The following is a 12,418-nucleotide window of genomic DNA, read 5'->3' on the forward strand; positions in this document are numbered from 1 at the left end:
TTGCATTCACTGAACGGGCAACAACTTAATCGCTTGTAATTCCCCAACTTGCAGGCCAGAGATGCAATTTCATTGCAATGGCGCTCCGGGCTAATGCAACGCCGATGCCGTTGCTCGTTGCAATGGATTGAGGCTGAACGCTAAGCTGCGGGCCGGGCACCACGGATTGAAGGAGAAGAGCGCGATGCCGGGAGGCAGACTCACCCAGCAGGAACGTCAGCGGATCGCGCTGGGACTGGCCGACGGCCTCGCCTACGCGGAGATCGCGCGACGCCTCGACCGTCCGACGTCGACCGTCACCCGCGAGGTCATGCGCAACGGCGGCCCCACCGCCTACCGCGCGGACGCGGCCCACCGCGCCACGGAGCGCCGCGCCCACCGCCGCGCACGCAGCGCGCCCCGGGATGCGGAGACGGCCGCGCGACCCGACGGGCGCGACGCGGAGGCCGTGCGCGCGTACGAGGAGAAACTCGCCGACGTCTTCATCCAGTCGGGGCTGCCCAAGATGATGGCGCGGGTGCTGGTCTGCCTCTACACCACCGACTCGGGCAGCCTCACCGCCTCCGAACTCGTCCAGCGCCTCCAGGTCAGCCCGGCGTCCGTGTCCAAGGCGATCGCCTTCCTGGACAGCCAGGGCCTGGTGCGCCGCGAGCGCGACGAACGCCGCCGGGAGCGGTATCTCGTGGACGACGACATCTGGTACCAGGCGATGATGTCCACCGCCCGCTCCAACGCCCTGGTCGTCGAGGTCGCACGACAGGGCGTGGGCGTCCTCGGCCCCGGCACCCGGGCCGCCACCCGCCTCGAAAACGTCGCCCGCTTCGTGGACTTCGTCTCCGAGAGCATCACCCGGGCGGCGGAACAGGCACGGGAGGTTCTGTACACGCGGCCCGAAGGTCCGCAGGGGCCCGGCGACGGCGCGGTGCGCGGCGACCGGGACGCGTAGCGGCTCCGGTCATCCGCGAAGGCGCTCGCCGTCCCCCTACAACCGCGCCCTCTTCAACGCCATGTGCAGCAGCAGGCGGTCCTCGCCGTCGTCCAGGTCGAGGCCCGTCAGTTGTTCCACTCGGTTGAGGCGGTAGTAGAGGGTCTGGCGGTGGATGCCCAGTTCCGAGGCCGTGCGGCCCGCCTGGCCCGCGCAGTCCAGGTAGACCTCGGCGGTGCGGGCCAGTTCCCGGTGGGCGGGGGAGAGGAGGGCGCCGGCCGCCGGGTCCTGGGCGGACTCCGGCGGGAGCGCGGTCAGCAGGCGGTACGGCCCGATGCCCCGCCACTCGGCGACCGGGCCGAGGCGCGGCTCGGCCAGCGCCGCACGCGCCGCCGCGCGGGCCTCCTGCCACACCGTGCCCAGCTCGGCCAGGCCGGTGCGCGGGTCCCCGACACCGGCGGCGGGACCGGCCGGCCCGGCGGCCGCCGCGAAGCCGCCCGCCCCGGCGATCCCGGCCGCCACCGCCGCGGCCACCGCCGCCCCGGCCCCCCGCGCCGCCGCCGTACCCTTCGCCCGGCCGCCCGCGCCCGTCCCCGCCCCCGTGGCGCCCCGCGCGCCCTCCGCCTCCGCCAGCACCCGCGCCGCCGTCGCCAGCGCCGGCGCGCCCACCGTCGTGGAGCGGAGCCGTACCAGCACCGCCAGGCTCTGCCCCGCCGCGCCCCAGGGAATCGTGCACAGCGCCGCCGCGTGCGGAATGGAGCGGGCGGACGGCGCGTCGTCCGGGTCGGGGGAGGGCCAGGGGGCCACGCACACCAGCGTGTGCGGGCCGTCCGCGCGCGGCCCCAGCGCCGTGCGCAGTTCGGCCACCGCCATGTCCCGCTGCCAGCCGCTCTCCGCCGTGAGCACCGCCCGCAGCTCCCGGCTCAGCCCCGCCCCGGCCTCCGCCTCGTCCGCGAGCAGCGCGCCGATCCGGCCGGCCACCCGCATCGCCGCCGTCAGCTGCGCGTCCGTCGGGCCCGGGTCGCCGTCGAGCAGCCAGACGTAGCCGAGGACGACGCCCCGGTGGCGCACCGGCAGACAGATCCGGCCGCGGTAGACCCCGGCCTCGGGGCTCGGTGGGATGCGCACCGGGCCGGTCGCGCGGGTGATGCCGAAGCCCTCGAACCAGGAGCGGACGGTCGCCGTGGAGCGCCGGGTCAGGATCGAGCGGGTGCGCACCGGGTCCAGCGCGGACGCGTCCAGCTCGTCGTCGCTGTCGTACGCCCCGAAGGCGATCAGCTCGAAGTCTCGGTTCTCCAGGGTCGCCGGGACCCCCAGCAGCTCCGAGATCTCGTCCACCAGCTCCTGGTAATCACCCTTGTAATCCGCCGCCACTCGGGCATTCTCCCCCATTTTCCGGCCATCTTCATACAGATGTCTGAGATCTCGGGCACGGATGCGTGACAGCTGTCGATGGTTGACGATCACAAGGGTCCGTAGGTTTCACGGTGGTTCTCCGTGCCGTACCCGAATCGTCGGGCAACGGCCTCTTTGGTGCTTGTCTGTGGAGGTGCCCCGTGCTGGGTCCCGTGATTCTCGCCGCGTCGCGCAGCGACCGGATGCGACGCCTGATCTCGGCGGCCCCGGTGACCAAGCAGGTCGTCGACCGCTTCATCCCGGGGGAGACGGTGTCCGACATCGTCCCGATCATCAAGGACCTGACGGGCAAGGGCCTGGAGCTGACGATGGACGTCGTCGGCGAGGACATCACCACCCCCGAGCAGGCCACGGTCGCCCGCGACGCCTACCTGGCGCTGATCGACCACCTCAAGGAGCTGGGGCTCGGCGAGAAGGTCGAGATGTCGGTGAAGCTGTCGATGTTCGGACAGGCGCTGGAGGGCGGCCACGAGCTGGCGCTCGCCAACGTCCGGCCCGTCGTCGAGGCCGCCGCCGCCATCGGCACGACCGTGACGCTGGACGCCGAGGACCACACCACCCTCGACTCGATGTTCGCCATCCACGAGGAGCTGCGGAAGGACTTCCCGCAGACCGGCTGCGTGATCCAGGCCTACCTGTTCCGCACCGAGGCCGACGCCAAGCGCCTGGCCGAGGCCGGCAGCCGGGTCCGCCTGGTCAAGGGCGCCTACAAGGAGCCCGCCGAGGTCGCCTACCAGCAGAAGCACGAGATCGACAAGGCCTACGTGCGCATCCTGAAGACGCTGATGGAGGGCGAGGGCTACCCGATGGTCGGGTCCCACGACCCGCGCCTGATCTCCATCGCACAGGAGCTCGCCCACAAGGCCGGTCGTAAGCTCGACGAGTACGAGTTCCAGATGCTGTACGGCATCCGCGGCGACGAGCACCTGCGACTGGCCGCCGAAGGCCACCGCATGCGCGTCTACACGGCGTACGGCACGGACTGGTACGGCTACTTCATGCGCCGCCTGGCGGAGAAGCCGGCGAACCTGCGCTTCTTCCTGCGCAGCATGGTCAGCAAGGGCTGAGCCCCACCACCCGCTCACGTACAAGGAGTTCGGATCTCATGGACGCTGTGACCCAGGTCCCCACCCCCGTCAACGAGCCGGTGCACGGCTACGCCCCCGGCTCGCCCGAGCGCGCCCGCCTGGAGGCCAAGCTCAAGGAGCTGGCCGAGAACCCGGTCGACCTGCCGATGACCATCGGCGGCGAGAAGCGACTGGGCGGCGGCGAGCCGTTCCAGGTGGTGCAGCCGCACAACCACAAGGCCGTCCTCGGCACCGGCCGGCACGCCACCCAGCAGGACGCCCGGGACGCGATCGACGCCGCCCTGGCCGCCGCCCCGGCCTGGCGCGCGATGTCCTTCGACGACCGCGCCGCGATCATCCTGCGCGCCGCCGAGCTGCTGTCCGGCCCGTGGCGCGAGACGATCGCCGCCTCCACCATGCTCGGCCAGTCCAAGACGGCCCAGCAGGCGGAGATCGACAGCCCCTGCGAGCTGGTCGACTTCTGGCGCTTCAACGTGCACTACGCCCGCCAGATCCTCGCCGAGCAGCCCCCGGCGAACTCCCCGGGCGTGTGGAACCGTCTGGACCACCGCCCGCTGGAGGGCTTCGTCTACGCGATCACGCCGTTCAACTTCTCGGCGATCGCGGCCAACCTGCCCACCGCCCCGGCCCTGATGGGCAACGTGGTGGTCTGGAAGCCGTCCCCGACCCAGACCCACGCCGCCGTGCTGCTGATGCAGCTGCTGGAGGAGGCCGGTCTGCCCAAGGGCGTCATCAACCTCGTCACCGGCGACGGCATCGAGGTCTCCAAGGTGGCCCTGGAGCACCGCGACCTCGCGGGCATCCACTTCACCGGTTCGACCAAGACCTTCCAGTACCTGTGGAAGACGGTCGGCAACAACATCGAGAAGTACCGCTCGTACCCGCGTCTGGTCGGCGAGACCGGCGGCAAGGACTTCGTGGTCGCCCACCCGAGCGCCGACCGCGCCGTGCTGAAGACCGCGCTGACCCGTGGTGCCTTCGAGTACCAGGGCCAGAAGTGCAGCGCCACCTCCCGCGCGTACATCCCGGCCTCCATCTGGAACTCGGGCTTCAAGGAGGCGTTCGCGGCCGAGGTCGACTCGCTCACCATGGGTGACGTGACGGACCTGTCGAACTTCATCGGCGCCGTCATCGACGACCGCTCCTTCGCCAAGAACAAGGCCGCGATCGACCGCGCCAAGGCCGACCCGACCTGCACCATCGTCGCGGGCGGCAGCTACGACGACTCGGTCGGCTACTTCGTCCGCCCGACCGTCATCGAGTGCACCGACCCGGAGAACGAGGTCTTCACGACCGAGTACTTCGGCCCGATCCTCGCCGTGTACGTCTACGAGGACGACAAGTACGACGAGATGCTGACCCAGATGGAGTCCGTCTCCGACTACGCCCTCACCGGCTCGGTCATCGCCAACGACCGTGCGGCGGCGGCCTACACGATGGAGAAGCTCCGCTTCGCCGCGGGCAACTTCTACATCAACGACAAGTCGACCGGCGCCGTCGTCGGCCAGCAGCCCTTCGGCGGCGGCCGCGCCTCCGGCACCAACGACAAGGCCGGTGCCCCCCAGAACCTCCTGCGCTGGACGCTGACCCGCGCCATCAAGGAGGCCCTGGTCGCCCCGACCGACTACACGTACCCGCACATGGGCTGATCCCCGCCCCACCCGAGCGACGGGCCGGGAAGCCTGCCACCGAGCAGGCTTCCCGGCCCGTTTCCATTTCCCCGCGGCACGGTGACGAGCGGGTCCGTCCCCGACTCGCCTAAAGCACTCGACCGTCAATCGCCCGGTGGCCACAATGCCGTCATGACCGATCGGATGCGTCTCGCGCACACCGCGGACCTCGGCCCCGACGAACTCACCGCCGCCCGCGCCCTGTTGGACGACGCCTTCGAGGGGGACTTCGCCGACGAGGACTGGGACCACGGGCTCGGGGGGATGCACGTACTGATACATGACGCGGCCGGGCTCGCCGCCCACGGCTCGGTCGTGATGCGGCGGGTGCGGCACGCGGGGCGCTGGCTGCGCACCGGGTACGTCGAGGCCGTCGCCGTACGCGCCGACGTCCGGCGCACCGGGCTCGGCGGGCGGGTGATGGCGGAGCTGGAGCGGGTGATCGAGCGGGCCTACGACCTCGGCGCGCTGGCCGCCAGCGAGGACGGTGCCCGGCTGTACGCCGCCCGGGGCTGGCGGCGGTGGGAGGGGCAGGTGCACGCCCTCTCGCCGGAGCACGGGATCGTCCGGCTGCCGGACGACGAGGGAGCCGTCCACGTGTGGCCGGCGACGCCCGCCGGAGCGCTCGACCCCGCCTGCGCGCTGGTCTTCGACTGGCGCGACGGTGACGTGACCTGAGGGAAAAGCCCAGTTCAGAGAGGGGTCAGCCGGTTCGCCGTCTCAGATAGTAGGAAGTCCGAGTAATGATGCAGACAGACGCGGGCCGCTCCTTTAGCTTGGAACAAGCCGAACGTCTCGCTCGATCCAGCGATTGGCGGTCGTGAGCCGGGCCCTGTGCAGGCAACCCCTGCGGCCTTGGTGCTCCCCGCCTGCTCCGGCGTCTCGAACACCCGTCATTGCCGTACTCCCTTCATATCCGAGGAGTCGATTCCCATGGCCGAGACGACCGTCCGCCGCCGCGTCCGCCACGTGTCCCGCACGAGCGAGTCCGACCGCAAGAACGCCGCCGCCGCCCTCCAGCGCGCCCTCGACCGCCGGGACAACGGCGGCCAGACCGGCCACTGACCTCGCCCGAGCCGCTCGCGCCGCGCCGTCGCGCCGACACGGGCCGTCCGGATCGTGGACAGCCCGTGTCATCACCTGGGACGAGGAGTAGGGTGCCCGCATGTCTCGCAGCATCAATCTCGCAGTGATCCCCGGTGACGGCATCGGCCAGGAAGTCGTGGCCGAGGGTCTCAAGGTCCTCTCCGCCGTCCTCCCGGGGGACGTGAAGCTGGAGACCGAGGAGTACGACTTCGGCGCCAAGCGCTACCACGCCACCGGTGAGACCCTCACCGAGGCGGACCTGGAGCGGCTGAAGCGGCACGACGCGATCCTGCTCGGCGCCCTCGGCGACCCGTCCGTGCCCTCCGGCGTCCTGGAGCGCGGCTTCCTGCTCAAGCTCCGCTTCGCCTTCGACCACCATGTCAACCTGCGGCCGAGCAAGCTGCTCCCGGGCGTGTCCACCCCGCTGGCCGGCCAGCCGGAGATCGACTTCATCGTCGTCCGGGAAGGCACCGAGGGCCCGTACACCGGAAACGGCGGCACCATCCGCCAGGGCACGGAGCACGAGGTCGCCACCGAGGTGTCCGTCAACACGGCCTACGGCGTCGAGCGCGTCGTCCGGGACGCCTTCGCCCGCGCCCAGGCCCGTCCGCGCAAGAAGCTCACGCTGGTCCACAAGAACAACGTGCTGACCTTCGCCGGCCACCTGTGGTCGAACACCTTCAACAAGGTGGCCGAGGAGTTCCCCGAGGTCACCACCGACTACCTGCACGTCGACGCGGCCACCATCTTCCTGGTCACCCAGCCCGAGCGCTTCGACGTGATCGTCACCGACAACCTCTTCGGCGACATCATCACCGACCTCGCCGCGGCCATCTCCGGCGGCATCGGCGTGGCCGCCTCGGGCAACATCAACCCGAGCGGCGCGTTCCCGTCCATGTTCGAGCCGGTGCACGGCTCGGCCCCGGACATCGCCGGACAGGGCAAGGCCGACCCCACCGCCACGATCCTGTCCGTCGCCCTGCTGCTGCGTCACCTCGGTTACGACGCCGAGGCCGAGCGCATCGACACGGCGGTCGCCGCCGACCTCACCGAGCGCGCCGGCAAGCCCGCCCGCAGCACGTCCGAGATCGGCGACGCGCTCGCCGCCCGAGTAGCCGGCTGACCCGGCGCTCCACGCAGGAAGCCGCCGGGTCGGACGACCACCCGGCGGCTTTTGCATGTCTGCGCCGGGTAGGAACCATCGACCCCGGGCCGCCACCACCCGATTCCGTCGACCGGAGCGCCGCGCGATAATCGAACGCGGAGCCGCGGTATGAGGGAATGCTCGGACGTCCCAGCACCGGCCAGCCGGTGCGCGGGACGTGAGCGCGGCCCGTCACAACAACCGGTGAAGGACAACCACTCATGACGATGCCCACGATCGAGCTCAAGCCCTCCGCCAGCCCCCTCGCCGCCGCAGAGCGCGAGGCGATCCTGGCCAACCCCGGGTTCGGCCGCCACTTCACCGACCACATGGTGACGATCCGGTGGACCGAGGGCCGCGGCTGGCACGACGCCCAGCTCGTCCCGTACGGCCCGATCTCCCTCGACCCCTCCACCCACGTGCTCCACTACGGCCAGGAGATCTTCGAGGGGCTGAAGGCCTACCGCCAGCCCGACGGCTCGATCGCGCTGTTCCGCCCCGAGGCGAACGCCCGCCGCTTCCGCACCTCCGCCCGCCGCATGGCCATGGCCGAGCTGCCGGAGGAACTGTTCATCGCGGCCCTGGACGCGCTGCTGACGCAGGACGCCAACTGGGTCCCGCCGCACGGCGGCGAGGAGGCCCTCTACCTGCGCCCGTTCATGATCGCCACCGAGGCCGCGCTCGGTGTGCACCCGGCCAACGAGTACCTGTTCCTGCTGATCGCCTCCCCGTCCGGCGCCTACTTCGCCGGCGGCGTCCAGCCGGTCACCATCTGGGTCTCCGAGGACCACGTCCGCGCCGTCCCCGGCGGCACCGGCGACGCCAAGACCGGGGGCAACTACGCCGCCTCCCTGCTCCCGCAGGCCGAGGCCGCCGCGCACGGCTGCGACCAGGTCGTCTACCTCGACGCGGTCACCCGCACCAAGGTCGAGGAGAGCGGCAGCATGAACGTCGCCTTCGTCTACGGCGACCGGATCGTCACCCCCGCGCTGACCGGCTCCATCCTGGAGGGCATCACCCGGGACTCGCTCCTCCAGGTCGCCCGCGACCTCGGCTACACCGCCGAGGAGGGCGTGATCACCCTGGAGCAGTGGCGCGCGGACGCCGCCTCCGGCGCCCTCACCGAGGTCTTCGCCTGCGGCACCGCCGCCGTGGTCACGCCGATCGGCCACGTCAAGACCAAGTCCGGCGAGTGGACCCACGGCGACGGCACGCCCGGCGAGGTCACCCTGCGGCTGCGCGAGGCCCTGCTCGGCATCCAGCGCGGCATGGACGAGGACAAGCACGGCTGGATGCACCGCGTCGGCTGACGCCCGCACGGCAGACGAAGGGCCGTCGCGGACCCCACCGGGGGTTCGCGACGGCCCTCCTTCGTTTCTTGAGCAGTGTTCGATCCATCACCTTCGAGGCTGCCACCGAGCCCTTCTCTTTCACGGTCCATGCGTTTAGAGTGCTGCTCTAAACCGCTGCCGAGAAGGAGGCGCCGCGCCGTGCGACTGACCCCCACGGAACGTGACCGGCTGCTGCTGTTCGGGGCCGCCGAACTGGCCCGGGCCCGCCGCGCCCGCGGGCTGCGGCTGAACGTGCCGGAGGCGACCGCGCTGATCGCGGACACGGTCTGCGAGGCCGCCCGCGACGGCAGGCGGCTCGCGGAGGCCATCGAGGCGGCCCGCGCCGTGCTCGGCCCCGAGGACGTGCTGCCGGGCGTCGCCGACGTGGTCACCGAGGTGATGGTCGAGGCCGTCTTCGACGACGGCTCCCGGCTCGCGGTGGTCTGCGACCCCATCGGCGGCGGCCTGGGCGACGACGCCCCCGGCGCGCTGCTGCCCGGGCCCGCGCACGCCGACCCGGAGCCGGTCGTCCGGCTCACCGTCACCAACACCGCGACCGTGCCGGTCTCGGTCACCTCCCACTTCCACTTCTTCGAGGCCAACCCGCGCCTCGACTTCGACCGCGCCGCCGCCTACGGCATGCGGCTCGCCGTGCCCGCCGGATCGTCCGTGCGCTTCGGCCCGGGCGAGAGCGAGGAGGTCGGCCTGGTGCCGATCGGCGGAGAGCGGATCGCGATCGGCTTCGCCGGGCTGGTGGACGGGCCGCTGGACGCGCCGGGCGCCCGGCAGGAGGCGCTGCGCCGGGCCGCCGCCTGCGGATATCTGGGCGCCCGCAGCGCGGAAGAGGAAGGACAGGACCGATGAGCCGCTCCAAGGGACGCGAGGTCAGCCGGGCGATCCACGTCGACCCGCGGGCGTACGCCGCCACCCACGGCCCGCGCGCCGGGGACCGCATCCGGCTCGGCGACTCCGGCCTGACCGTCCGGGTGGAGTCCGACGCCCAGCACTACGGCGACGAGTTCCTGGCCGGCTTCGGCAAGACGGCCCGCGACGGACTGCATCTGAAGGCCGCCGCCGTGCGCGAGACCTGCGACGTCGTGATCAGCAACGTCGTCGTGATCGACGCGGTGCAGGGCATCCGCAAGGTGTCCATCGGCATCCGGGAAGGCCGGATCAGCGCGATCGGACGGGCGGGCAACCCGGACACGCTCGACGGCGTGGACGTCGTCGTCGGCACCGGCACGTCCATCGTCTCCGGCGAGGGGCTGATCGCCACCGCGGGCGCGGTCGACACCCATGTCCACCTGCTGTCACCGCGCATCATGGAGGCCTCGCTCGCCTCCGGCGTGACCACGATCATCGGGCAGGAGTTCGGCCCGGTGTGGGGCGTCGGCGTCAACTCCCCCTGGGCGCTGCGCCACGCCTTCAACGCCTTCGACGCCTGGCCGGTCAACATCGGGTTCCTGGGCCGGGGTTCGTCCTCCCACGAGGCACCGCTCGTCGAGGCGCTGGCCGAGGGCGGCGCCTGCGGGTTCAAGGTGCACGAGGACATGGGCGCCCACACCCGCGCGCTGGACACCGCGCTGCGGGTCGCCGAGGAGCACGACGTGCAGGTGGCCCTGCACAGCGACGGGCTGAACGAATGCCTCTCGGTCGAGGACACCCTGAAGGTGCTGGAGGGCCGCACCATCCACGCCTTCCACATCGAGGGCTGCGGCGGCGGGCACGTCCCCAACGTGCTCAAGATGGCCGGGGTGCCGAACGTCATCGGCTCCTCCACCAACCCCACCCTGCCCTTCGGCCGGGACGCGGTCGCCGAGCACTACGGCATGATCGTCTCCGTCCACGACCTCAAGCCCGACCTGCCCGGCGACGCGGCCATGGCCCGCGACCGCATCCGGGCGAGCACCATGGGCGCCGAGGACGTGCTGCACGACCTGGGCGCGATCGGCATCACCTCCTCCGACGCGCAGGGCATGGGCCGCGCGGGCGAGACGGTACGGCGCACCTTCGCCATGGCCGGCAAGATGAAGGCCGAACTGGGCCCGCTGGAGGGCGACGGCGAGGGCGACGACAACGCCCGCGTGCTGCGCTACATGGCCAAGCTGACCGTCAACCCGGCCATCGCGCACGGCCTGTCGCACGAGGTCGGCTCCATCGAGGTGGGCAAGCTCGCCGACATCGTGCTGTGGCGGCCCGAGTACTTCGGCGCCAAGCCGCAGCTCGTCCTCAAGTCCGGCTTCCCCGCCTACGGTGTCGTCGGCGACCCCAACGCGGCCACCGACACCTGCGAACCCCTCGTCCTCGGCCCGCAGTTCGGGGCCTACGGGGCCACCGCGGCCGACCTCTCCGTGGCGTTCGTCGCCCGCGCGGCCGTGGACCAGGGCAACGACACGATGCCCACCCGGCGCCGCCGGGTCGCGGTCCGCGGCACGCGCGGCATCGGCCCCGCCGACCTGCGGCTCAACGCCCGTACCGGAGCGGTCGACGTCGACCAGCGCACCGGCCTGGTCACCCTCGACGGCGACCCGCTGCGCTCGGCGCCCGCCGACTCCGTCTCCCTCAACCGCCTGTACTTCCTCTGAACCCGGAACGGACCCGCACCGATGAGCACCCCCGCCGCCGACGGCTTCCGCATGCCCGCCGAGTGGACCCCGCACGAGCGCACCTGGATGGCGTGGCCGGGCCCCAACCCCACCTTCGACGACGGTGAGGAACTGGCCGCCGCCCGGCGCGCCTGGGCCTCGGTCGCCCGGGCGATCCGCCGCTTCGAGCCGGTCACCGTGGTCTGCGGCCCCGGCCGGTCGGCCGAGGCCCGGGAGCTGCTCGGCCCGGACGTGGACACCGTGGAGCGCGCGCTGGACGACGCCTGGATGCGCGACATCGGCCCCACGTTCCTCACCTCCGACCGGGGCGAACTGGCCGCCGTGGACTGGACGTTCAACGGCTGGGGCGCCCAGGAGTGGGCCCGCTGGGAGCACGACTCGAAGATCGGCGCCGAGGTCGCCGGCCTCGCGGGGGCGCGGACGTACGCCTCGCGGCTGGTCAACGAGGGCGGCGCGATCCATGTCGACGGCGAGGGCACCGTGCTGCTCACCGAGACCGTGCAGCTCGGCCCCGAGCGCAATCCGCACTGGACGAGGGAGCAGGTCGAGGCCGAGATCCACGCCCACCTCGGCACCCGCAAGGCCATCTGGCTGCCGCGCGGCCTGACCGCCGACTACCCCCCGCACGGCTACGGCACCCTGGGCCACGTCGACATCGTCGCCGCCTTCGCCCGCCCCGGCGTCGTCGTCGCCCACCACCAGCCGGACCCGGCGCACCCGGACCACGAGGTCACCAAGGAGGTCATCGGCCTGCTCAGGTCCTCGACCGACGCGCACGGCCGCCCGCTGGAGGTCGTGGAGGTGCCCGCGCCGACCGTGCTGGAGGCCGACGGCCACTGGGCCGACTACTCCTACATCAACCACTACCTCTGCAACGACGGCGTCGTGCTGTGCGCCTTCGACGACCCCCGCGACGAGACCGCCGCCGCGATCTTCCGCCGCCTCTTCCCCGAGCGGACCGTCACCCTGGTCGACGCCCGCCGCGTCTTCGCCGCAGGCGGCGGCATCCACTGCATCACCCAGCAGCAGCCGAAGCCCGCCCGGCCTTGACCTCGAGTCCGCTTGGTGCGCTGTTCATCGTGGGCGGCGCCGCCGGCGGCGGTCACCGCGGGGCCGTCCGCGCCCCGGGTCGGGTAGAACATACGGGTGAAC

Annotated in this window: 11 protein-coding genes; 10 read left to right on the forward strand and 1 reads right to left on the reverse strand. The window is 72.0% G+C overall.

The window, feature by feature from the left end:
* The first annotated feature begins 184 nt into the window (after window positions 1-184).
* Window positions 185-946 carry a GbsR/MarR family transcriptional regulator gene (locus BLW85_RS40940; RefSeq protein WP_074993434.1) on the forward strand — a complete coding sequence of 254 codons (762 nt, stop codon included), beginning with the start codon at window positions 185-187 and terminating at the stop codon, window positions 944-946.
* Window positions 947-982: 36 nt separating this feature from the next.
* Here the strand turns inward: BLW85_RS40940 and BLW85_RS27025 are convergent, their stop codons facing one another.
* Window positions 983-2,317, reverse strand: a complete 1,335-nt coding sequence (locus BLW85_RS27025; RefSeq protein ID WP_177330145.1) for a PucR family transcriptional regulator — start codon at window positions 2,315-2,317, stop codon at window positions 983-985.
* A gap of 164 nt (window positions 2,318-2,481) precedes the next feature.
* On the opposite strand from BLW85_RS27025, the gene BLW85_RS27030 reads away from it, so the two are divergent.
* The 9 genes from BLW85_RS27030 (at window position 2,482) to BLW85_RS27065 (ending at window position 12,316) form a co-directional block, all read left to right on the forward strand.
* Window positions 2,482-3,408 carry a proline dehydrogenase family protein gene (locus BLW85_RS27030; protein WP_070023047.1) on the forward strand — a complete coding sequence of 309 codons (927 nt, stop codon included), beginning with the start codon at window positions 2,482-2,484 and terminating at the stop codon, window positions 3,406-3,408.
* Window positions 3,409-3,446: 38 nt separating this feature from the next.
* Window positions 3,447-5,078 (forward strand): L-glutamate gamma-semialdehyde dehydrogenase, encoded by a 1,632-nt coding sequence (pruA, locus tag BLW85_RS27035; RefSeq protein ID WP_070023046.1) that lies wholly within the window; start codon window positions 3,447-3,449, stop codon window positions 5,076-5,078.
* 153 nt (window positions 5,079-5,231) lie between these two features.
* Window positions 5,232-5,777 carry a GNAT family N-acetyltransferase gene (locus tag BLW85_RS27040; protein ID WP_070023045.1) on the forward strand — a complete coding sequence of 182 codons (546 nt, stop codon included), beginning with the start codon at window positions 5,232-5,234 and terminating at the stop codon, window positions 5,775-5,777.
* 255 nt (window positions 5,778-6,032) lie between these two features.
* Complete coding sequence (locus BLW85_RS40635) at window positions 6,033-6,164, forward strand: hypothetical protein (RefSeq protein ID WP_086025501.1); 132 nt, start codon at window positions 6,033-6,035, stop codon at window positions 6,162-6,164.
* A gap of 100 nt (window positions 6,165-6,264) precedes the next feature.
* On the forward strand, window positions 6,265-7,308 hold the full coding sequence (locus tag BLW85_RS27045) for a 3-isopropylmalate dehydrogenase (RefSeq protein WP_074993437.1): 1,044 nt from the start codon (window positions 6,265-6,267) through the stop codon (window positions 7,306-7,308).
* Between the two features lie 242 nt (window positions 7,309-7,550).
* Entirely contained in the window at window positions 7,551-8,639 is a 1,089-nt protein-coding gene (locus tag BLW85_RS27050) for a branched-chain amino acid aminotransferase (protein ID WP_074993439.1), read from the forward strand.
* A gap of 180 nt (window positions 8,640-8,819) precedes the next feature.
* The gene (ureA, locus tag BLW85_RS27055; RefSeq protein WP_074993442.1) at window positions 8,820-9,524 is read left to right on the forward strand and encodes an urease subunit gamma; all 705 of its coding nucleotides are present in this window, start codon (window positions 8,820-8,822) and stop codon (window positions 9,522-9,524) included.
* Window positions 9,521-11,245: an urease subunit alpha gene (locus BLW85_RS27060; protein WP_074993445.1), complete on the forward strand. Its 1,725-nt coding sequence runs from the start codon at window positions 9,521-9,523 to the stop codon at window positions 11,243-11,245. The genes ureA and BLW85_RS27060 overlap by 4 nt, the downstream gene beginning before the upstream one ends.
* 21 nt (window positions 11,246-11,266) lie before the next feature.
* Window positions 11,267-12,316, forward strand: coding sequence for an agmatine deiminase family protein (locus BLW85_RS27065; protein ID WP_074993448.1), 1,050 nt, complete (start codon window positions 11,267-11,269; stop codon window positions 12,314-12,316).
* The last annotated feature ends 102 nt before the right edge of the window (window positions 12,317-12,418 follow it).

The organism is Streptomyces misionensis (assembly GCF_900104815.1).
Classification (GTDB): Bacteria; Actinomycetota; Actinomycetes; order Streptomycetales; family Streptomycetaceae; genus Streptomyces; species Streptomyces misionensis.